Annotated in this window: 25 protein-coding genes; 8 read left to right on the forward strand and 17 right to left on the reverse strand. The window is 69.7% G+C overall.

Annotated elements, in window-relative coordinates; genetic code table 11:
• Nucleotides 1-22 precede the first annotated feature (22 nt).
• The 4 genes from AC0L6G_RS08850 to AC0L6G_RS08865 all read left to right on the forward strand — a co-directional run bounded on the left by AC0L6G_RS08850 (nt 23) and on the right by AC0L6G_RS08865 (nt 3,879).
• Nucleotides 23-535 (forward strand): SixA phosphatase family protein, encoded by a 513-nt coding sequence (locus AC0L6G_RS08850; protein WP_291536569.1) that lies wholly within the window; start codon nt 23-25, stop codon nt 533-535.
• Nucleotides 532-876 carry a DUF952 domain-containing protein gene (locus tag AC0L6G_RS08855; RefSeq protein ID WP_473251934.1) on the forward strand — a complete coding sequence of 115 codons (345 nt, stop codon included), beginning with the start codon at nt 532-534 and terminating at the stop codon, nt 874-876. Before AC0L6G_RS08850 ends, AC0L6G_RS08855 begins: the two co-directional genes overlap by 4 nt.
• On the forward strand, nt 873-1,931 hold the full coding sequence (locus AC0L6G_RS08860) for a quinone-dependent dihydroorotate dehydrogenase (RefSeq protein WP_473251935.1): 1,059 nt from the start codon (nt 873-875) through the stop codon (nt 1,929-1,931). The genes AC0L6G_RS08855 and AC0L6G_RS08860 overlap by 4 nt, the downstream gene beginning before the upstream one ends.
• A gap of 67 nt (nt 1,932-1,998) precedes the next feature.
• Nucleotides 1,999-3,879, forward strand: a complete 1,881-nt coding sequence (locus AC0L6G_RS08865) for an ATP-binding protein (RefSeq protein ID WP_473251936.1) — start codon at nt 1,999-2,001, stop codon at nt 3,877-3,879.
• Here the strand turns inward: AC0L6G_RS08865 and AC0L6G_RS08870 are convergent.
• Nucleotides 3,876-4,286, reverse strand: a complete 411-nt coding sequence (locus AC0L6G_RS08870) for a very short patch repair endonuclease (RefSeq protein ID WP_293827646.1) — start codon at nt 4,284-4,286, stop codon at nt 3,876-3,878. The genes AC0L6G_RS08865 and AC0L6G_RS08870 overlap by 4 nt on opposite strands.
• A gap of 52 nt (nt 4,287-4,338) precedes the next feature.
• Nucleotides 4,339-4,824 carry a peroxiredoxin gene (locus AC0L6G_RS08875; RefSeq protein WP_291536574.1) on the reverse strand — a complete coding sequence of 162 codons (486 nt, stop codon included), beginning with the start codon at nt 4,822-4,824 and terminating at the stop codon, nt 4,339-4,341.
• Nucleotides 4,825-4,974: 150 nt separating this feature from the next.
• Here AC0L6G_RS08875 and AC0L6G_RS08880 point away from each other — a divergent pair, with 150 nt between their 5' ends.
• Nucleotides 4,975-5,544 carry a YqgE/AlgH family protein gene (locus tag AC0L6G_RS08880; protein WP_291536575.1) on the forward strand — a complete coding sequence of 190 codons (570 nt, stop codon included), beginning with the start codon at nt 4,975-4,977 and terminating at the stop codon, nt 5,542-5,544.
• A gap of 7 nt (nt 5,545-5,551) precedes the next feature.
• Here the strand turns inward: AC0L6G_RS08880 and AC0L6G_RS08885 are convergent, their stop codons facing one another.
• Nucleotides 5,552-7,252: a bifunctional protein-serine/threonine kinase/phosphatase gene (locus AC0L6G_RS08885; RefSeq protein ID WP_473251937.1), complete on the reverse strand. Its 1,701-nt coding sequence runs from the start codon at nt 7,250-7,252 to the stop codon at nt 5,552-5,554.
• A gap of 129 nt (nt 7,253-7,381) precedes the next feature.
• Between AC0L6G_RS08885 and AC0L6G_RS08890 the strand changes: the two genes are divergently transcribed.
• A complete protein-coding gene (locus AC0L6G_RS08890; protein WP_291536577.1) occupies nt 7,382-7,690 on the forward strand; it encodes a hypothetical protein in 309 nt (102 codons plus the stop codon).
• A 21-nt stretch (nt 7,691-7,711) separates the two neighbouring features.
• Here the strand turns inward: AC0L6G_RS08890 and AC0L6G_RS08895 are convergent, their stop codons facing one another.
• The 3 genes from AC0L6G_RS08895 to AC0L6G_RS08905 are packed head-to-tail and all read right to left on the reverse strand — an operon-like array spanning nt 7,712 to nt 10,583.
• The gene (locus tag AC0L6G_RS08895) at nt 7,712-9,379 is read right to left on the reverse strand and encodes a putative bifunctional diguanylate cyclase/phosphodiesterase (RefSeq protein WP_473251938.1); all 1,668 of its coding nucleotides are present in this window, start codon (nt 9,377-9,379) and stop codon (nt 7,712-7,714) included.
• A gap of 31 nt (nt 9,380-9,410) precedes the next feature.
• A complete protein-coding gene (locus AC0L6G_RS08900; RefSeq protein WP_291536581.1) occupies nt 9,411-9,989 on the reverse strand; it encodes a GNAT family N-acetyltransferase in 579 nt (192 codons plus the stop codon).
• A gap of 39 nt (nt 9,990-10,028) precedes the next feature.
• Nucleotides 10,029-10,583, reverse strand: a complete 555-nt coding sequence (locus tag AC0L6G_RS08905; RefSeq protein ID WP_473251939.1) for a TetR/AcrR family transcriptional regulator — start codon at nt 10,581-10,583, stop codon at nt 10,029-10,031.
• Between the two features lie 86 nt (nt 10,584-10,669).
• On the opposite strand from AC0L6G_RS08905, the gene AC0L6G_RS08910 reads away from it, so the two are divergent.
• Nucleotides 10,670-11,506 carry a metal-dependent hydrolase gene (locus AC0L6G_RS08910; protein WP_473251940.1) on the forward strand — a complete coding sequence of 279 codons (837 nt, stop codon included), beginning with the start codon at nt 10,670-10,672 and terminating at the stop codon, nt 11,504-11,506.
• Between the two features lie 27 nt (nt 11,507-11,533).
• On the opposite strand, the gene AC0L6G_RS08915 is transcribed toward AC0L6G_RS08910, so the two are convergent.
• Entirely contained in the window at nt 11,534-11,737 is a 204-nt protein-coding gene (locus tag AC0L6G_RS08915) for a hypothetical protein (protein ID WP_291536585.1), read from the reverse strand.
• A gap of 236 nt (nt 11,738-11,973) precedes the next feature.
• Here AC0L6G_RS08915 and AC0L6G_RS08920 point away from each other — a divergent pair, with 236 nt between their 5' ends.
• Nucleotides 11,974-12,183, forward strand: coding sequence for a cold-shock protein (locus tag AC0L6G_RS08920; protein ID WP_087120496.1), 210 nt, complete (start codon nt 11,974-11,976; stop codon nt 12,181-12,183).
• A 94-nt stretch (nt 12,184-12,277) separates the two neighbouring features.
• Here AC0L6G_RS08920 and AC0L6G_RS08925 read toward each other — a convergent pair whose 3' ends face one another.
• The 10 genes from AC0L6G_RS08925 to ctaD form a co-directional block, all read right to left on the reverse strand.
• On the reverse strand, nt 12,278-12,832 hold the full coding sequence (locus AC0L6G_RS08925; RefSeq protein ID WP_291536589.1) for an NADPH-dependent FMN reductase: 555 nt from the start codon (nt 12,830-12,832) through the stop codon (nt 12,278-12,280).
• A gap of 78 nt (nt 12,833-12,910) precedes the next feature.
• Nucleotides 12,911-14,125, reverse strand: a complete 1,215-nt coding sequence (locus AC0L6G_RS08930) for a M16 family metallopeptidase (protein WP_293827636.1) — start codon at nt 14,123-14,125, stop codon at nt 12,911-12,913.
• Nucleotides 14,126-14,175: 50 nt separating this feature from the next.
• Nucleotides 14,176-14,925 (reverse strand): SURF1 family protein, encoded by a 750-nt coding sequence (locus AC0L6G_RS08935; RefSeq protein WP_473251941.1) that lies wholly within the window; start codon nt 14,923-14,925, stop codon nt 14,176-14,178.
• A complete protein-coding gene (locus AC0L6G_RS08940; RefSeq protein WP_473251942.1) occupies nt 14,922-15,365 on the reverse strand; it encodes a DUF983 domain-containing protein in 444 nt (147 codons plus the stop codon). Before AC0L6G_RS08940 ends, AC0L6G_RS08935 begins: the two co-directional genes overlap by 4 nt.
• Nucleotides 15,362-16,270 (reverse strand): cytochrome c oxidase subunit 3, encoded by a 909-nt coding sequence (locus tag AC0L6G_RS08945; protein ID WP_291536594.1) that lies wholly within the window; start codon nt 16,268-16,270, stop codon nt 15,362-15,364. Before AC0L6G_RS08945 ends, AC0L6G_RS08940 begins: the two co-directional genes overlap by 4 nt.
• A gap of 108 nt (nt 16,271-16,378) precedes the next feature.
• Entirely contained in the window at nt 16,379-17,074 is a 696-nt protein-coding gene (locus AC0L6G_RS08950; RefSeq protein WP_473251943.1) for a hypothetical protein, read from the reverse strand.
• A 12-nt stretch (nt 17,075-17,086) separates the two neighbouring features.
• The gene (locus AC0L6G_RS08955) at nt 17,087-17,623 is read right to left on the reverse strand and encodes a cytochrome c oxidase assembly protein (RefSeq protein WP_473251944.1); all 537 of its coding nucleotides are present in this window, start codon (nt 17,621-17,623) and stop codon (nt 17,087-17,089) included.
• Entirely contained in the window at nt 17,620-17,790 is a 171-nt protein-coding gene (locus tag AC0L6G_RS08960) for a hypothetical protein (protein ID WP_293828563.1), read from the reverse strand. Before AC0L6G_RS08960 ends, AC0L6G_RS08955 begins: the two co-directional genes overlap by 4 nt.
• A 2-nt stretch (nt 17,791-17,792) precedes the next feature.
• Nucleotides 17,793-18,758 (reverse strand): heme o synthase, encoded by a 966-nt coding sequence (gene cyoE / locus AC0L6G_RS08965; RefSeq protein ID WP_291536600.1) that lies wholly within the window; start codon nt 18,756-18,758, stop codon nt 17,793-17,795.
• Nucleotides 18,759-18,850: 92 nt separating this feature from the next.
• Nucleotides 18,851-20,533, reverse strand: a complete 1,683-nt coding sequence (ctaD, locus tag AC0L6G_RS08970; protein ID WP_293828562.1) for a cytochrome c oxidase subunit I — start codon at nt 20,531-20,533, stop codon at nt 18,851-18,853.
• Nucleotides 20,534-20,538 lie beyond the last annotated feature (5 nt).

The following is a 20,538-nucleotide window of genomic DNA, read 5'->3' on the forward strand; positions in this document are numbered from 1 at the left end:
GAAGCGTCTTATGGCGAAGATCATGCACCGACTGATCCTGATGCGGCACGCCCAGGCCGAGACGTCCGCTCCGTCGGGCGGCGGCGACGAGGCCAGGCCCCTGTCCGCCGCCGGCCGCGCCGAGGCGATGCTGATGGGGCGCGCCCTGGCCGAACGGGGGCTGAAGCCCGACCTGGCCCTGGTGTCGACCGCCGCGCGCACCCGTCAGACCTGGGAGCAGATGCACGACGCCCTGGGCGACGTCGAGGTGCGCGACGAGGCCGGACTCTACAACGCCTCGGCCGACGTCATCCGCCGCTTCGTCGAGGCCAGCGAGGACGAGGCCGGCTGTCTGCTGATCCTGGCGCACAATCCGGGCGTCCATGTGCTGGCGGCCGAATATCTGATCGAAAGCGCCGCCTCGCCGGCCGTGACGGACCGGCTGGCGGGCGGGTTCCCGACGGGGGCGGCCGCCCTGTTCGCCGTCGATGTCGCGGGCCGCTGCGCCTACGAGGGCTTTCTGACGCCCCGGTCTCTGGGCGCGCCGTCGCTGTGACGGACATCGCCTACAAGATCGTGGACGCCGCCGAATGGCGCGCGGCCGTCGCCGAGGGCCGCTATGACGGCGCGCCCGTCGACCTGGCCGACGGCTATATCCATATGTCGACCGAGGCCCAGTTGGCCGAGACGGCGCGCCGCCATTTCGCCGGGCGCGACGGTCTGTTGCTGCTGGACGTGGACATGGGCCGGCTGGACGGGGACGTGGTGTGGGAGCCTTCGCGGGGCGGCGCCCTGTTCCCGCATCTGTACGCCGCCCTGCCCGTCGCTGCGGTCGTCGCCACGCGCGCCTTCAAGGTCGACGCCGAGGGGCGGATGACCATCGGGGAGGCGGCATGAGCCTGGTCGACCGCATCGGCGAGGCGGGCGCCGCCGCCCTGCGCCGCCTGGACCCCGAACAGGCGCACCGGCTGGCCATCAAGGGGCTGGCCTTCGCCCCCCTGCCCCGTCCCGCCGCCGACAACCCGATCCTGCGGACCACGCTGGCCGGTCTGGACCTGCCCAATCCGGTCGGCCTGGCCGCCGGTCTGGACAAGGACGGCGAGGCCCTGTCGGGCCTGTCGCGCCTGGGCTTCGGCTTCGTCGAATGCGGCTCGGTCACGCCGCGCCCGCAGGACGGCAACCCCCGCCCACGCCTGTTCCGCCTGAGCGAGGACCGGGCGATCGTCAACCGGATGGGGTTCAACAACGCCGGGCTGGACGCCTTCGCCGCCCGTCTGGACCGCCGTCCCCGGGACGTGATCGTCGGCGCCAATCTGGGGGCCAACAAGGACGCCGAGGACAAGGCGGCCGACTATGTGGCGGGTTTGACCCGGCTGGCGGGCCGGGCGTCCTATTTCACCGTCAACATCTCCTCGCCCAATACGCCGGGCCTGCGGGCGTTGCAGGGGCGCGAGCAGCTGGACGACCTGCTGGGGCGGATCGAGGCGGCCCGCCCCCCGCGCGACGCCCCGCGCGCGCCCGTCTTCCTGAAGATCGCGCCCGACCTGGCCGCCGAGGAGATCGGCATGATCGTGGAGGCGTCGCTGGCGCACCGGATCGACGGGCTGATCGTGTCCAACACCACGCTGGAGCGGCCCCGGACCCTGCGCTCGCCCCAGGCCGCGGAGACGGGCGGCCTGTCCGGCGCGCCCTTGCGTCCCTTCGCCGAAAAGGCCCTGCGCGCGGCGGCCGAGGCGGCGGACGGCCGCCTGCCGCTGATCGCCGTGGGCGGGATCGACAGCGGGGCCGAGGCCTACGCCCGCATCCGCCTGGGCGCCTCGGCGGTGCAGCTCTATTCGGCGTTGATCTACGAAGGGCCGGGTCTCGTCGCCCGCATCAAGCGCGACCTGGCCGCGCGTCTGCGCGCCGACGGTTTTTCAACCCTGTCCCAGGCCGTCGGCGCCGCTCGTTGACGGAGCGTTAGGCTCGGCCAGGGCAGAATGCCCCAAAGCGCGCGTCAGGGCGCCGACGGGGAAACGCATGCCGGACACCACAGGCGCCGATACGGTCAGCGGCTGGACCTTCGCGATCCGGCAACGCCGGGGCGCGATGATGCAGCGCATCGCCGTGAGCCTGGCCAGCAGCCTGTCCGTCACGCCCATGGTCGGCTGGCGCATCGCCATCTCGTGGTGCCTGGCCTATGTCGCCATCCAGGTGCTGGAGGCCTTGGTCTTCGGCCCACTCAACGCCGCGACGCCGCGCCCCATGTCCAGGGCGCGCAATGTGCTGGGCGGGGCGACGATGTTCGCGGGCGCGGCCTGCTACGGCGCGCTTTCCCTGATCCTTTGGGCTTATGGCGGATTGGCGGGCGGCGTGTCGGCGGCGATCATGCTGCCGGCGGCCATGGTCTATTCGATGGTCAACGCCCCGCGGTCCCTGGCCGTCCTGGCCCTGACCACCGCGCCGCAGATGCTGTACATGGCCGCCATCCCCTTCCTGCTGATGAGCCTGGGCGCGCCCCTGGAGGCCGCGATCACGGTGGCGGGGGCGGTGACGTCGTTCACCATCTACTGCCTGAACGTCTGGCGCGGCCTGGCCGAGCGGCTGCGGCGCGAACAGGCCGACCGGCTGGCGGCCGAGGCCCACGCCGCGCGCATGAGCCAGGCGCTGAACGAGCAGGGGGCCTTCCTAGCCGCCATCGGTCATGACCTTCGTACCCCCATCGGCGCCATCCTGAGCGGCGCGGCGGACCTGCGCGGCGGCGAGGTCGGCGTGCGTCAGAACGCCGAACTGATCACCGACGCCGGCCTGATGATGAAATCGCTGCTGGACGATCTGCTGGACCATTCCCGCATCGAGGCGGGCCGGATGGCCATCGAGGTTAAGACCTTCGACCTGCGCCAGATCCTGGCCCAGACGCTGCAGCTTTGGCGCGCCCAGGCCGACGCTCAGGGACTGAGGCTGCGGATCGAGGGCGTCGTCGGCGTTCCCCGGTTCGTCAAAGGCGATCCTATCCGCATCCGCCAGGTGCTGAACAACCTGTTGTCCAATGCGATGAAGTTCACCGAGGCCGGGGCGATCACCGTGCGGGTGAGGGCCTGGGCCGAGGAGCCGTCGGCCTACGCCCTGTTGTTCGAGATCGCCGACACCGGTCCCGGCATGACGCCCGAACAGCTGGCGCGCCTGTTCACGCCGTTCGACCAGACGGCGGAGGGCGTCACCGCCCGTTACGGCGGCTCGGGTCTGGGCCTGGCGATCAGCCGCAATCTGGTCGATCTGATGGGCGGACGACTGACGGTGCGCAGCACGCCCGGACAGGGGTCCACCTTCACCGTGTCCCTGGTCCTGCCCCAGGGCGAGACGGAGGAGCCTGCCGTCGAGGTCGCCGCCGACAGCCGCCGGGAGATCGCCCGCGCCCTGAAGCCCGCCGCGCCGGCGCCCGCGCCCGCGCCCGACACCCCGCCCGCGCCGGTCGCCGAAACGCCTCGGCCCGAGACCCCGTCGGACGACGACCAGGACATCCAGCCCCTGCGCCTGCTGGTGGTGGACGACCACGACATCAACCGCCGCGCCGTGCAGCTGATCCTCCAACCGCTGGGCTGCGAGATCACCACCGCCGCCGACGGCCTGATCGCGCTGCAACGCTGCGAGGAGACGGTGTTCGACGTCATCTTCATGGATGTGCGGATGCCCGAGCTGGACGGGCGCGAGACGACGCGGCGGCTGCGCGCGGGCGGCGGCCCCAACGCCCTGACGCCCGTGGTCGCCGTCACCGCCGACACCGCGCCCGAGGACGTGGCGGCCTGCCAGGCGGCGGGCATGGCCTATTTCGTTTCCAAGCCCCTGACGCCCCCGGCCCTGATCGGCGCCCTGCAACACGTGCTGGAAGACGCCGCCCAGGCCCGGTCCGAAGCCGCCTAGATCTCGATCTCCGCGATCAAGGCCTGGGCGAAGCCGGGGCGACGCATCTCGCACTCCCACACCGTGACCACGCGCCAGCCCGACGCGGCAAGCGCCTGGACGGCGGCGGCGTCGCGGGCGCGGTTGCGCGCGATCTTGGCGATCCAGTAGTCGGCGTTGGTCTTGGGCTGGCGCGCCCCGCGCGGACAGTCGTGGCCGTGCCAGAAACAGCCGTGGACGAACAGGGCGACGCGGCGGCCCTTCATCGTCACGTCGGGCCGGCCGGGCAGGCCGCAGCCGCCCAGCCGATAGCCGATCCCGGCCGCGCGCAGGATCCTGCGCACGGCCAGTTCCGGCGACGTGTCCCGCCCCTTCACGCGCCGCATGACGGCGCTGCGCTTCTCGGGGCTGAAGACGTCGACGGTCATCTCAAGTCGATCCAGGCTCACGCCGCGAAGCGACAGCCTGGACCGCAGACCGTCAAAGCTGGGCCAGCAGGTGTTCGGCCGAGGACACCTTGAACTCGCCGCCCTGCTCGATGTTCAACTGGGTCACGGTCCCGTCCTTGACCAGCATGGAATAGCGCTGCGACCGCTCGCCCAGGCCGAAGCCCGAGCCGTCCAGCACCAGGCCCAGCGCCTTGGTCAGTTCGCCGTTGCCGTCGGCCAGCATCAGGATGCTGTCGTCCTCGATCCCCTGGCTTTCGGCCCAGGCCTTCATCACGAAGGCGTCGTTGACCGAGATGCAGGCGACCGCATCCACGCCCTTGGCCTTGAGGTCGGCCAGATGCTCCTTGAAGCCCGGCAGGTGGCGCGCCGAACAGGTGGGGGTGAAGGCGCCGGGCACGGCGAACAGGGCTACGGTCTTGCCGGCGAAGATGTCGGCCGTGCTGACGGGCTTGGGCCCCTCGGCGGTGGCCTGGGCCAGGGTCGCCTTGGGGATGCGATCGCCGATCTGGATGGTCATGAGGGTCTCCGCTGACAGGGAACAAGGGGGCAAGGGCGCTGGCGTCCCACGGCTGTGGAACACCGCCTGCGACACATAGAGGCCGCCGGGCCAACCGCAAGCGGCCGGCGACTTGCGCGCGCCGCTTTCGCGACCGATGATGGTCGGATCATGAGCGAAGCCTCCTCCCTGACCGGCCGCCTCCTGGTGGCCATGCCCGGCATCGGCGATCCCCGGTTCGAACACGCCGTCATCCTGATCTGCGCCCACGGGCCGGACCATGCGATGGGGCTCAGGCTGGATCGCCCCGCGCCAGGGGTGGATCTGAAGACCGTGCTGGACAAGCTGGACGCCCCGGCGCCGGATCAGTCGATCGGCCGGGCCGTGCTGATGGGCGGGCCGGTGGAGCGCGAGCGCGGCTTCGTCCTGCACACCGACGACTGGATGATCGGCGAGGACAGCCTGCCGTTCGGCGACGGCCTGGCCATGACCGGCACGCGCGAGGCCCTGACGGCGATGACCGACGCCGTCGCCGGCCCGCGCCGTTCGGCCCTGCTGCTGGGCTACGCCGGCTGGGGCGAGGGGCAGTTGGAGGAAGAGCTGGCCGACAATGTCTGGCTGACGGCCGAGGCCGACCTGGACCTGATCTTCGACGGCGAACACACCTCCAAATGGACCCGCGCCCTGGCCCGCATGGGCGTGGACGCCGCCATGCTGTCCAGCCAGGGCGGCCGGGCCTGACGCACCCCTATCGCGTGGCCATCGAAATCAGGAAGGCCAGCAGCAGGATCAGGCTGACGCCCTGCCAGAACCGCACCGGGTCGCGCTCGATCAGGGACAGCTGGCGCGGCGGCGGGGCGGCGACGGCGCTGCCGGTCTCCAGCACATGGATCAGCTCCTCCACATCCTGGAACCGCTCGTTCGGATCGACCGCCGAAGCGCGCATTATCGCCGCCTCCAGCCAGGCGGGCATGTCGGGCCGATGGCGGGTCGGGGGCGCGGGCGCGCGGTCGAAGCGCGGCGCGTCGGCCGGATCGACCGCCCCCCACGGATAGGTCCGGGTGAACAGCCGATACAGGGTCACGCCCAGGGCGAACTGGTCGGTCAGGGCGTTTCCCGCCTCGCCCGCATACATCTCGGGCGCCTTGTAGCCGGCCGTGCCGGGGGCCTCGGCCTCAGCGAACTCCTCGGCCAGCCTGAGCCGCGCAACGCCCAGGTCGACCAGTTTCAGCCCGCCGTTCGTCTCCAGGATCACATTGTCCGGCTTGATGTCGCGATGCGTCACCCCGGCCCGGTGCAGGGCCGAGACCGCGCGCGCCAGAGGCAGGGCGACCGCGATCCCCTCGGCGATCGGATAAGGCCCCTCCTCGGCCAGATGGGCGTGAAGGGTCCGGCCGGCATAGAAGGGCTGGGCGATGTAGAGGCGGCTCTGACGGCCCGCGTCCAGGGTCAGCACCTTGCCGACATGGGGGCTGTCGATGCGCCGGCCGATGAAGGCCTCGCGCAGGAAGGCGGTGCGGGCGCCGCGTTCGGACACGGCGGCGGGCTTGGGGAATTTCAGCGCCACGACGCCCTCGTCGCCAAGGACGTCGCGGGCCAGGAACAGGCGGGTGTAGCGGCCGTCCGCCACCAGCCGCTGCAGCACGAAGCCGTCGACCGTCTCGCCCGTCTCGGGCGGGGGCAGGATGGCCAACCCTTCCGCCTCGGCCGTGATCGCCTCCCAGTCGGGCGCGCCGGTGCGGACCACGTCGATGACGATGGCCGTCGCATTGTCGCGCGCCCCCGCCGCCTCGACCTCGGCCAGGATGGCGCGCGCATCCGCGTCCGGCGACCCCCGCCGCGCCAGCAGGGCCGACAGGGCCGCATCGTCCAGCACCCCGTGCACCCCGTCGGTGGTCAACAGCAGCCGGTCGTGCGGCGCCAGCCGAACCTGGCGCACGTCCAGCTTGACGTCCGCCTCTATGCCCACGGCGCGATACAGCACATGGCTGAGCCCCTGCTGCGCGCGCGTATGATCCTCGGTCAGCCGCGTCAGAACCCCGTCGCGGAAATGCCAGGCGCGGCTGTCGCCCACATGAAGCGCCGTCGCCTCGCGGCCGCGCAGGATCAGGGCGGTGAAGGTGGTCGCCGCCCCCTCCATCGCCGGGTCGATCTTGCCCCGCGCGTGAAGCCAGCGGTTGAAGCCCCGCAGCGCCTTGACGCCGTTGGCGGCGATGCCGTTCAGCGGGTTCTGGTCCAGATAGCCGTCGATGAAGCTGCGGGTCGTCAGTTCGGCCGCCATCCGCCCGGCCTTGGATCCCGACACCCCGTCGGCGATGACCGCCACCACCCCATGCTCGCGCTGTTCGGCCGTCGTGCCGATGTGAACGCCGCCGAAGTCCTGATTGTCGGCCTTCGGGCCCTGCGCGGTCGCGAAGCCGGCGGCGATCTCCAGTCTGGCGTCGGTCATGGCCGCACTGTCAGACAAACGGAGCCGTATGACCAGCGGTCCCCGGCCGATGGTCGCGGACGGCGCCATTTCGCTCGACGCGCCCGCCCGCGTCGGCCAAGGTAAGGCCTCACCTAAGGGATGATTTCGATGCGGCGAGTTCTGGCGCTTTTCGGCATGGGCATGATGACGGCCTGCGCGACCGACCCCGCGCGCGAGACGCCTTTCGTCTTCCCCGAAGGCCTGAGGATCATGGAAGGCGGCTATCCCTATGCCGGCGGACCGTGCCGGCTGCTGGGCGAGACCTTCGCCACGTCCGAACTGCTGGACGACAGCGCCGACCTGCTGGGCTGCCCGTCGAACGTCATGGACGATCCCCGCATCGCCTCGGTGGGCCGGATCGTCGGCCGCTATGAAGGGGTGGTGCTGGTTTCCGTGCCCAAGGCCGCCGCCCGCTGACCGGCGACGGGCGGGCCTCGATCAGGCCGACCGCTGCTTGATCGGCGCCGCGCCGTCGGCCAGACTTTCTGCGAGATAGACCTCGGCCTCCTGGGCCGGCAGGGCGGGGGCGTAGCCGAACCCCTGGCCGTAGTGGCACTGGGCCTCCAGCAGCAGCCGGGCCAGCTCGGCGTTCTCGACCCCCTCGGCCACGACCTCCAGCGACAGGTCGCGGCCCAGATTGACCACCGATTTGACGATCTTGGCCGAGCCTTCGTCCTTGTTCATCGTCAGAACGAAATAGCGGTCGATCTTCAGCGTATCGAACGGCAGGCGCGCCAGATAGGACAGGGACGAAAACCCGGTGCCGAAGTCGTCCAGCGCCAGCGACGCGCCCACGTCCTTCAGCGACTGCAGGATTTCGGCGGCGCGCGCGGTGTCGCGCATGATGTCGCCCTCGGTCACTTCCAGCTTCAGCGCGCCCCTGGGCAGGCCGCTTTCCTTGATGACGCGCGCCACGTCCTCGCACAGGTGCGGGCGTTCAATCTCGCCCACCGACAGGTTGACGCTGCAGAACAACTTGCCGGCCAGCGGATGGCGCTCGATCCATTCGGCCAGTTGCCGCGCCGACTGGGTCATCATCAGCAGACCCAGTTCGTTCATCATGCCCAGATCGGCGGTCAGGCCCAGGAATTCGTCCGGTGGCACCAGGCCGCGCCGCGGGTGACGCCAGCGCGCCAGGGCCTCGAAGCCGGCGACGGCCCCGCTGTTCAAGTTCACGATCGGCTGGAAGAAGGGCACGATCTCGCCGCGCACGAAGGCGTTGCGCAGGTCCGCCTCCAGCGCCAGTCGGCTGAGGCTGTCGGTTTCCAGCGCGCGGCCATAGGCGGCCGACCCGCCGCGCCCGGCGCTCTTGGCCGATTCCACCGCCAGTTCGACCCGGCGAAGCAGTTCGGCGGCGTCCGGCGCGTCCGGCCCGCCCTCCACCATCACCGCCCCGATGGAGACGGTCGGATAGATGTCGAAGCCGGCGACGCGCAGCGGCTGCTCCAGGGCGTCGCGCACGCGGTAGCTGGTGTGCGAGGCGCTGCGCGGCACGATGATGGCGAACTCGTCCTCGCCGATCCGGGCGGGCGAGGCGTCCTTGGGGAAGGCGGCGGCCAGGCGCGACCCCAGGGCCGACAGCACCAGGTCCGTGCGTTCGTGACCCAGGGCCTCGTTCAGCCGCCGCAGCCGATCGACGTCGCCGACCACCATCTCGTATTCGCCGGCCTGGGTCAGGACCTCCCCGACGCGGGCCAGGAAGGCGCGGCGGTCCAGAAGGCCGGTCAGCGCATCCCTGTCCGAACCGGCGAACTTGGTCTCCAGCGCCACCACGCCGGCGGCGCGCAGGCCGTCCTCCAGCCAGACCCCCCGCCACAGGCAGGTGTTGGAATCGCGCATCCGCAGGCGCACGGCGACCTCGGTCCCCTCTCCCTGGGGTTTCAGCATCCGTTCGGCCAGGCTGCGGTCCTGGGGCATGGTCAGGGCGACGAAGCCGGCGGCCGTGCATTCCGGCGCCAGCGGCCCCAGGCCCAGCACCCGCGTCGCCCCGGTGAAGCGCAGTTCGTTCTCGGCCGGGGTCCATACCCACAGGGCCGTATCGGCGGCGGCCAACGCCTCGATGGCGGTCGTGGCGTCCCAGGCCAACGATCGGGCTCGTGTCGTCACGCTATCCGCCCCTCCAGACGGCCCGCGACCGTCAACGCTCGTCCTCGACCAGGCCGAACAGCAGATGGTCTGCCCACGCGCCGTTAATTTTCAAATAAGCCCGCGCCTGGCCCTCGTGGCGAAAGCCGGACTTCTCCAGCACCCGGCGCGAGCCGTGATTGGTCGGCAGGCAGGCCGCCTCCAGCCGGTGCAGCTTCAGCGCGTCGAAGGCGTAGCCGACCACCGCTCTGACCGCCGCCGTCGCCACGCCGCGGCCGGAATAGGGCTGGCCGATCCAGTAGCCCAGCGTTCCCGTCTCGGCGACGCCGCGCCGCACGTTCGACAGGGTCACGGCCCCGGCCAGGGTCTTTCCGCCGTCCACCAGGACGAAGAAGGGCCAGGCGTGGCCCAGCTCCATCTCGCGCGCATAGATGGACAGCCGTCGGCGGAACGCCGCCTTGGTCAGGTCGTCCTCGGGCCAGGCCGGCTCCCACGGCTGAAGATAGTCGCGCGAGCCGTCGCGCAGGGCGGACCAGGCCGGATAGTCGGACGCGCGCGGCGGGCGCAGCAGCACGCCGTCGCCCCGCACCACGGGGCCGCCGACATCGCTGATCCAGTCCAGAAGGGCCATTGCGCCCCACTCTACAGCATCATCGTCGCCGCCTGAACCTCACGGTTCGGCAAGAAGGGCGGCGGTCAGCTTCAGCGCCAGATCGCGGCCCTGATCCTCGGGCGCGTCCAGCATGGGCCGCAGCACCGGCCCGATCAGGCCGTCGGCGAAGGCCATATAGGCGGCCGTCGTCACCAGAGCCCGCGCGCGCTCGGTCGCCCGCGCGTCGTCCGGGGCCAGGGCGGCCAGCCGGTCGGCCAGGTCGCGCACCACGCCGGCGAAACTTTCAGCCCGGTCCTGCTCGCGCGCCAGGATCAGCCAGGCCGCCATCTGCGACGCCCCGCCCCGGCCGAAGGCGTCGAACACCGCCGTCATCAAAAGGCCCGGCTCCAGCGCCACGGCGCCGTCCTTGAGCCCCGCCGCGATCCGTTCGGCCAGGTCGCGCACCATCCGGTCCATCAAGGCCCCCTGAAGCCCTGCGGCCGAGCCGAAATGGTGGATCAGATTGGCGTGGCCCACCCCCATCCGTTCGCCCACCGCCTTCAGCGTCACCGCCGCCGGGCCGCCGGACAGCAGCAGGTCGCGCGCCGCGGCCAGCGCCTCTTCGCGGGCCACAGCCCCACGCCGCCGCCGATTCGGACCGTTAGTTGACATTGATGTCAGTTAAACCTATTCTTTGTTCGAAATCGAGGAGCAGACCCATGGCGAAATCCGCCACCCCCGCCGACCTCCAGATCAAGCCGCGCGACCTGCATATCAACCGGGAGGCGGCCACGCCACGCTGGTGGTTCAGCGGCGATCCGTTCGGCACGGCCGTCATGAACGCGCTCAGCCTGACCTTTCCCGACGGCGAGCGCTTCTTCATCCAGTCGGTCAAGCGGTTCGCCAAGGACGCCCCGCCCCATCTGGCCGCCGACATCCGCGCCTTCACCGTGCAGGAAGGCGCCCACACGCGCGAACACATGGCCTTCAACGCCATCACCGCCCGCGCCGGCTACGAGACCGCCGCGATCGAGGCCTATGTCACGGAGCGACTGGGCGTCGCCCGCGCGCGTCCGCCCCTGGCCCAGCTGGCCGCGACCATGGCGCTGGAGCATTTCACCGCCGCCTTCGCCCACAGGCTTCTGGCCGACCCGGACCTGTTGAAGGGCTCGCCCCCCGACCTGGCGCGGCTGTGGCGCTGGCACGCCATCGAGGAGATCGAGCACAAGGGGGTAGCCTATGACGTCTTCCTGCACGCGACCCGCGACATGTCGCCGCTGAAACGCTGGCGGCTGAGGCGCTGGGCCATGTTGCTGACGACGCTGCTGTTCACCAAGACGGTGCGCGAGACCAGCCTGATGCTGCTTGAACAGGACGGCGTCGTCGGCTTGCGGGCGCGCTTGGGCCTGTTCCGTTGGCTGTGGCTGAAACCGGGCCTGTATCGCCGGATGATCGGCGACTATTTCGCCTTCTACCGACCCGACTTCCATCCGTGGCAGGTCGACGACCGGCGTCTGATCGCCGAGGCCGAGGCGGGCCTGGCCCAGCCGGCCTGACGCCTGCCCCCCTCCAGCGGGGCGATCTCAGGCGGCGTCGGGCGTCGCCTCCAGCTTGGGTTGCTTGCAGATGCGGTTCAGGTCGGCGCGGATGGAGCTGCCCTGGAAATGCGAGATTTCGGCGCCGGAATAACCTTCGCCCGACAAGGCCTTGACGACATCGCCCGTGTTCAGACAGGCGGGCGAGCGGGCGAGCTGGTAGGCGCGCTCCACGACGTGGGTGCGGTTCATGGGAATGCCTTTCGTGCGTCATATCAACGCCGTGCAAGCTAAACCGTTCCAGCGGTTCGATTTCATGTCCCGCCGCCACGCTTGCATTCGTCACCAAGACCTGCGCACATAAGCCTCGTCGATCTCTCTGCGTAACGCCCACTCTCTCTGCGAACGCACGAGTCCAGGCCGCTCCCATTCAGACCCGACAGGCCGCAGGGACGTTCCCTCGGTCAATTTCTAACGGAGGTCTAAAAATGGCTACCGGCACTGTTAAGTGGTTCAACGCGACCAAGGGCTACGGCTTCATCCAACCCGACGACGGCGGCAAGGACGTCTTCGTCCACATCTCGGCCGTCGAAGCCGCCGGCCTGCGCGGCCTGGACGAAAACCAGAAGGTTTCCTACGAGCTGGAACGCGACAAGCGTTCGGGCAAGGAATCGGCTGGCCAGCTCCAGACCGCCTGAGTTCGGTTGCATCCGATACGGAAACGGCGGCTCCGCAAGGGGCCGCCGTTTTCAATTGGGGCGTCGGTCGCCGCTCGCGTCGGCGGAAATCCCGTTATTCCTTCGTCTTGTCGATCCAGACCGCAAAGGCGTCGGTGAAGCTCTTGAGGAAAGCGCGCGTGTCGTCCTTTTTCAGCTTGCCGTTCTCGTCCAGCAGATCGGCGACGTGGCCGACATAGGCCTCGGGCTGTTGCAGCGTCGGCATCCCCAGGAAGACCAGGGGCTGGCGCAGGTGGTGGTTGGCGCCGAAGGCTCCAAGCGCGCCGGGCGAGACGCTGACGATGGCGGCGGGCTTGCCCGACCAGATGCTGCGGCCATAGGGGCGCGACCCCACGTCCAGGGCGTTCTTCAGCGCGCCGGGGATCGAGCGATTGTATTCCGGCGTCACGAACAGCACCGCCTGAACGGCGGCCACCGCGTCGCGGAACCGGGTCCAGGCCGCTGGCGGCGCATCGGTCTCCAGGTCGGGATTGTACAGCGGCAGATCGCCGATCTCGACCACCTCCATCTCCAGCGCGGGCGCGGCCAGGGCCTTCAGTTCAAGGGCGACGGCGCGCGAATAGGATCCTTCGCGCAGGCTGCCGACGATCAGGGCGACGCGGACGGACATGGGGGTTCTCCGGGGCTGAAAAGGATCAAGCGTCAGCATAACCGATCCGCCCGGTCGATGTTCCCCGAAAGGGCGGCGTCAGCCGCCGAACAGGGCCTCGGCGAAGGCTTCGCCCGCCGCGCCGGCCGCCTTGGGTCCCAGGACCGCGCTGGCCGCCTGGCCCGACGCCAGCAGCCGCGCGCCGACCGCACGGACCTCGGCTGCGCCCTGGGCCTCCAGCTGTTCGGTCATCAGGGCGCTGGCTCGCGGCGCGCCGAAGATCAGGGTCTGGGCGGCGTTGCGGCCCGCCCGGCTCATCGGGTTTTCGTCCGACATCCACAGGCCCGCCTTCATCACCGCCTTGGCGCGCGACAGTTCGGCCGGCGTCGGTCCGGCCTCGGCCAGGGCGCGCACCTCCGCGGCCGCCACCTCGGCCAGTTCACGCGCGCGATCCGCCGCCGCGCCGGCGTAGACGCCCAGCACGCCCGCGTCCTCGTATGGCTCCTGATAGGCGTCGATGGCGTAGGCCAGGCCGCGTTCCTCGCGCGCGCTCTGGAACAGGCGCGAGGCCATGCCCCCGCCCAGGATCTCGCCGAACAGGCGCATGGCCGACAGGGCCGGATCGGTCGCCGCCAGGCCCGGCAGCTGGAACACCAGATTGGCCTGTTCGATCTTGCGCGTCAGTTTCGCATGGCCGCCGACGAAGACGGCCGGCGGCGGCGGCTGAACCGGCGTCGCGACCGCATCGCCGAACCACCGCTCGGCCAGGGCCAGCAGTTCGCCCTCCTCCACCGCGCCGGACGCGGCCACCACCATCCGGTCGGGCGAATACAGCCGCGCGCGCCAAGCCTCGACGCCGGCCTTGTCGGCGGGTTCCAGGCTGGCGACCGAGCCCAGGATCGGCCGGCCCAGCGGCTGGCCGGCGAAGGCGCGGGTCTGGACCATTTCGAACACATGGTCGTCGGGGGTGTCGAAGGCCTCGGCGATCTCCTGGGCCACCACGTCCTTCTCGCGCTCGATCTCGACGGGATCGAGGGTGGGCCTAAACACCAGGTCCGACAGCACCTGCATCGCCAGCGGCAGCGAGCCGTCCAGGCCGCGCACCTCGAAACTGGTCCGTTCGTATCCGGTGGAGGCGTTGATCGTGCCGCCCTCGGCCTCGATGCGTTCGACGATCTCGCGCGCGGCCATGTCGCCCGCGCCCTTGAACACCAGATGCTCCAAGAGGTGCGACCAGCCCGAGCGGTCCTCGGCCTCCCACCGCGCCCCGCCCTTGACGGCGACGACGACGGCCAGGGTCTTCAGGCCGGGCATGGGATCGCAGACGACGCGGACGCCGTTGGACAGGGTGTGGAGCGCAGCGGTCAGGGGGTGTCTTCTTTCCTATCGCCTCGCACGCGGTGCGGGGCTGCTTGAGGAGCGTCTTTCGATGTTCGACGCCGAAGCAGGGCGACATAGAAGCCCGCCAGGGCGATCGCCAGTCCGAACCACGTCAGGGCGTATCCCAAATGGTTGTTGGAAAAGGCCGCCGGGGGCGCCGAAGGCCGCAGGGCGGGGAACTCGGGATTGGTCGCGGTCAGGGCGAACACCGCCTCGGGCCGCACGGGTCCGGCGACACGCAGCGCCTGGGCCATCGCGGCGGCGTCGCGGGCGTAGAAGCGATTATTGGCCGGCGCCGGGGTTAGACCGCCGGGCTTTAGAAAGGTGCGGAACTCCCCGATCAACACCAGCGGCAGGGTGGTCTGGATCACGCGCGGGCGCGCCGTCACGCCGTCCCCGACGAAGCCCCGGTCGATCAGGAGGGCGAAGTCCTGGCCCACGGGCCGACAGGCCGAGATCAGCCGCACCCCCGCCTGGCCGTCATGAATGGACTGCAACTCCACGAACGGCGCGCTGGCCAGGCCGGGGCAGACGATCAGCGCCTTGCGGAATTCCAGGTCGCCTTCACGCAGCACCTGATCCAGCGGCGCGGGCGGCCTGGCCGCCGCCGCGTCGGCCGCCGCGATCAACTTCTCCTTCCACTTCAGCCGCTGGACCTGCCAGACGCCCAGGCCGACCAGAACCACGATGGCCGCCGCCGTCAGCACGGTCGGAATCCAGGGAAAACGTCTCATGGCCGATCCTCCGCGAGGGGCGGAACCGAGGAGGATCTATCCACTTGGTTGCGGTATTGCAGGCCGATCATCAGCCCCCGCCCCGGCCGCATCAGGGCCAGCGACAGGCCCGCCGTCATCGGCAGCCAGACGATCAGATGAAGCCACATCGGCGGGTGGAAGTTGATCTCCACGACCAGGGCGGAAAAGACCGCCACGAAGCCCGCGATCTGCATGATGAAGGTGGCCGGCCCGTCGCCGGTCTGGATGGTGGAGAAGTCCAGGCCGCAGACCTCGCATTCCGGCCGGACCTTCAGAAAGCCGTCGAACAGCCGCCCCTGGCCGCAGCGCGGACAAAGCCCCCTCAGCGCCGCGCGCACGGGACGGTCGCAAACGGCGACGGCGCGGGACGACGCCTCGTCCCGCGCCGTTTCGACAGTCTCAGCCCCGTCTTGGATCAACCGAAGACGACATAGACGAAGGCGAACAGGAACAGCCAGACCACGTCCACGAAATGCCAGTACCAGGCCGCCGCCTCGAAGCCGAAATGCTTCTGCGGCGTGAAGTCGCCGGCCAGGAGGCGGATCAGGCAGACGGTCAGGAAGATGGTCCCGATCAGCACGTGGAAGCCGTGAAAGCCCGTAGCCATGAAGAAGATGGAGCCATACAGGCCCGAGTTCACCGCCTCTTCGTTGAAGAACAGCTTCTCGTGCAGGATGTGATGATATTCATAGGCCTGGACGCAGGTGAACAGCACGCCCAGGGCCACGGTGATGGCCAGGGCGATCTTGGCGCCCTTGCGGTCCCCGACCTGGATGGCGTGGTGCGCCCAGGTGACGGTGCAGCCGCTGAGCAGCAGGGTCACGGTGTTCAGAAGCGGCAACTGCCACGGCGACAGCACCTCGACCCCCTTGGGCGGCCAGGTCGACCAGGCCTTGGCGGTGTCGGCCCAGGCGCCGACTTCCGGCGTCAGGGCCCGCGATTCGTGGAACAGGGCCATGTCGAAGAACATCCAGAAGAAGGCGACGAAGAACATCACCTCCGAGGCGATGAACAGGATCATGCCGTAGCGCAGGCCGATGGAGACGACCGGCGTATGGTCGCCCGCCTTGGATTCCTTGATCACGTCCGACCACCAGCCGAACATGGAGATCAGCACCCCCGCCAGGCCGGCGAAGAAGACGCCGGGCTTGCCCTGGGCCAGGAAATTGGCGGCGATCGGACCGCCGTCCGCCGGCGCCAGCCCCTTCATCCAGATCACCGCGCCGATGAACATGATGGTGACGGCGATGGACGAGACCAGCGGCCAGGGGCTGGGCGGAACCAGGTGATAGTCGTGCTGCGGAGCGGCGTGGGCGTCAGCCATGAATCGCGTCTCTTCGTGGGCCACAGTCGGTTGTCGCGACGCTATAGACTTCGCAGCGGGCCGACAACAGAGCCACGCCGCTTTTCCGCCTTGTTCCGACCCCCGTCGTCAGCCCTGGCGTGGAGGCGGAGCGGCCCCGTCGTCGGCCGGGTCGACGCCGCCGCCGGTCATTGCGCCGCCCATGCCGCCGCCCATGCCGCCGCCGCCGCCCCCGGCGCCTCGGCCCGCCCCGCCCGCCCCGCCGCCGCGCGCGCCGCCCGAGGCGGGCCGGGCGGGGCCTTGGAGCGGAATGTCCGGCCCGGTCGGAACGGGCGCCAGGTCCAGGGCCTTGCGAATGAAGTCGCGCAGCGAGACCACCAGTTCATGCGTCTGCACGGGCCGGCCCGCCGCCAGGTCTCGCGCCGCCTGCTGCGCCAGACGCACCTGGTCCTCGGTGCCCAGCAGGATGATGTCGGCCAGACAGCCCTCCACCGCGTCGCGGATGCGCCGGGCGCGGTCCGATCCGCCCGCCGCCTCCGCGCTCGGATCCAGCGCCCCCCGCCCGTCAGGCGCGCTGCGGGCGACCAGGTCGCGCTTGTGGGCGGGATCGACGCTCAGGTCCCCGGTGAAGGAGCCGCCCAGCACCTTATAGGCCGCGATCAGGGTCTTCAGCCGCTCGTTGATCTGGCGGTTCGTCCGCTCGCGCCGCTGCTGGATGGTGAACATCATCACCAGCCGGATGCCCATGCCGATCAGCGTCACCAGCGCCAGGCCGATCAGGGTGATCAGCAGACTGTGCCAGGAAGTGAAGTCCAGTCCGCGCAAATCCCGTCTCCGTCAGGCCGTCGGCGCGTCGACGGACGGATAGAAGGTGTAGCTGAGCGTGATCTCGCGCGCGCCCCGCGCCTCGCGGTCGGTGGCCAATTCGGGGGCGATGAAATACTGCACCGGGAATTGGCGCGTCTCGCCCGCCGCCAGGGTCTGGTCGGTGAAGCAGAAGCATTGCAGCTTCTGGAAATACGGCCCCGTATATTCGGGCGCCACATTGTAGCCCGCCCGCACCTGGATCGGCCGGTCCGAGGTGTTGGTCACGTCGAAATAGGCCAGGCCCGTCTGGCCGATCCTGACCCGCTGGGTCGCCTGTTCGGCCTTGAAGGTCATGGGCAGACCGCGGACATTGGTGTCGAACCGCACCAGCACCGTCTGGTCCAGCACCTGGTCGGGCGCCTTTTCGGCCTTGCGCACCGTGCCGTCGAAGCCCGTGACCTGGCAGAACATCCGATAAAGCGGCACCGCCGCGAAGGCCGCGCCCGTCATGCCCATGACGCCCAGCACGCAGACGATGGCGATCAGGTTCTTGCGGTCCGCCTTCATGGCCGGCTGGTCTCCACCGACCGCTCCAGCGCCCGCTCGGCCGCCTGGTTCTGTTGCAGGCGCAGCACCGTGGTGGCGAACACCAGGACGATGAAGGCGACCAGGGCGCTGGCGATCCAGACGTTGCGACGCTTGCGCGCGCGCAGCTCCTCGGGGGTCAGACGCATGGCTACGCTCCCAGGCCGGCCAGGGCCTCGACCAGCAGGGCCGAGAACAGGGCCATCAGATAAAGGATGGAGAAGGCGAACAGGTCCCGCGCCGGTTTGGCCTGGGCCTTGACGTCATACAATGCGGCCTCGCGTCCCACGGCGTCGGCCTTGTCCGGCTCGTCGCCCGCGCGCGAGCGGAACAGCCGCCACGCCAGCCCCAGAAAGCCCAGACCGCCCGCGACCGACACGACCAGATAGATCAGACCTCCCACCCCGACCAGGGCCGGGGCGACAGCCGTCGGCACGAAGATCAGGCTGTAGATCAGGATCTGCAGCCGGGTGGACCGCGCGCCGCGCGCCACCGGCATCATCGGAATGCCGGCCTTGGCGTAGTCGCCGGCCGAATACAGCGCCAGGGCCCAGCTGTGCGGCGGGGTCCACAGGAAGATGATGGCGAACAGCAGCCAGGCCTGCCACGGCGCCTGGCCCGTCGCCGCCGCCCAGCCGATCACGGGGGGAAAGGCGCCCGCCGCCCCGCCGATGACGATGTTCTGCGGCGTCCTGCGTTTCAGCAGCAGGGTGTAGAAGCCGGCGTAATAGACGATGGTCATCGCCAGCAGGCCCGCGGCCAGCCAGTTGGCGTTCATCCCCAGCAGCATGACCGAGAACAGGCTCAGGATCACGCCGAAGGCCATGGCGTCGTTCTTCCTGACCCGCCCCGCCGCGACCGGCCGGCCGCGCGTGCGCCGCATCAGGGCGTCGGTCTCGCCCTCCAGCGCCATGTTCAGGGCGCCGGCCGCGCCCGCCCCCACGGCGATGCACAGTATGGCGATGGCGGCGACCAGCGGATTGACCGATCCCGGGGCGACGACCAGGCCGGTCGCGGCGGTGAACACCACCAGCGACATCACGCGGGGCTTCAACAGCTGGAAGAAGTCCTCCGGCTGGGCGGTCGAGATGGCGGGGGGCGTCTGGACTTTGGTCATCGGTGCGGGCCGCAATAGCACACTGATAAGCGGAAGGCCGCCCCTTCCGACGGAAAGCGCGGCCCGCTGGTCTCGGCTTCGCCGGATGGCGATCAGTGTTCGTCGCCCTTGACCACCGGCAGTTCGTTGAACTGGTGGGTCGGCGGCGGCGAGGACAGGGTCCACTCCAGGGTCGTGGCGCCCTCGCCCCACGGATTGGCCACGCCCGGGCGGCGACGAACGGCGGCTTCCAGCAGCATGATCAGGAAGACGGCCACGCCGACGATGGTGATGACATAGCCCCAGGACGAAACGTGGTTCCACAGGGTGAAGGCGTCGGGATAGTCGATGTAGCGGCGCGGCATCCCCTGCAGGCCCAGGAAATGCTGCGGGAAGAAGATCAGGTTCACGCCCACGAACATGATCCAGAAGTGCAGCGCGCCCAGGAACTCGTTGTACTTCACCCCGAACATCTTCTCGAACCAGTAGTAGAAGCCCGCGAAGATGGCGAAGACGGCGCCCAGCGACAGGACGTAGTGGAAGTGGGCCACCACGTAATAGGTGTCGTGCAGGCTGTAGTCGATGCCGGCGTTCGACAGGACCACGCCGGTCACGCCGCCGACGGTGAACAGGAAGATGAAGCCGATCGCCCACAGCATGGGCGTCTTGAAGCTGATGGACCCGCCCCACATGGTGGCGATCCAGCTGAAGATCTTCACGCCCGTCGGCACCGCGATGATCATGGTGGCGGCGATGAAATAGGCGCGCAGATTGATGCTCATGCCCACCGTGTACATGTGGTGGGCCCAGACGATGAAGCCGACGAAGCCGATGGCCACCATGGCGTAGGCCATGGCCAGGTATCCGAACACCGGTTTGCGGCTGAAGGTCGAGACGATGTGGCTGATGATGCCGAAGCCCGGCAGGATCAGGATGTACACTTCCGGGTGGCCGAAGAACCAGAACAGGTGCTGGTACATGATCGGGTCGCCGCCGCCCGCCGGGTCGAAGAAGTGGGTGTGGAAGTTGCGGTCGGTCAGCAGCATGGTGATGGCGCCGGCCAGGACGGGCAGGCTCAGCAGCAGCAGGAAGGCGGTGATCAGCACCGACCAGGCGAACAGCGGCATCCGGTGCAGCGTCATGCCCGGCGCGCGCATGTTCAGGATGGTGGTGATGAAGTTGATCGCGCCCAGGATCGAACTGGCGCCCGCCACGTGCAGGGCGAAGATGGCCAGGTCGAAGGCGGGACCGACGTGGCCCGTGGTCGACAGCGGCGGATAGGCCGTCCAGCCGCCGCCGAAGCCCTTGCCCGGCCCGCCGTCCGTGAACATCGACAGAATCAGCAGGCACCAGGCCGCGACCAGCAGCCAGAAGGAGATGTTGTTCATGCGCGGGAAGGCCATGTCCGGCGCCCCGATCATGATCGGCACGAACCAGTTGCCGAAGCCGCCGATCATGGCGGGCATGACCATGAAGAAGATCATGATCAGGGCGTGGGCCGTGACCACGGCGTTGTAGCCGTGCTTGGACTGCTCCACGAGGCCCAGCAGCTGGATCGACGAGCCTTCCTTGAAGATCTGGATGCCCGGCTCGGCCAGTTCCCAGCGGATCAGGCCCGACAGGGCGCCGCCGACGACGCCCGCCATGATGGCGAACAACAGGTACAGGGTGCCGATGTCCTTGTGGTTGGTGGACAGGAACCAGCGGGTGAAGAAGCCCGGCTTGTGGTCGTGGCGATGGTCTTCATGGGCGTGACCGATGTGGGTCGCGTCGCGGGTCAGGGTAGCGTCAGCCATGATGC

This window comes from Brevundimonas sp. D3-1P, from assembly GCF_055809335.1.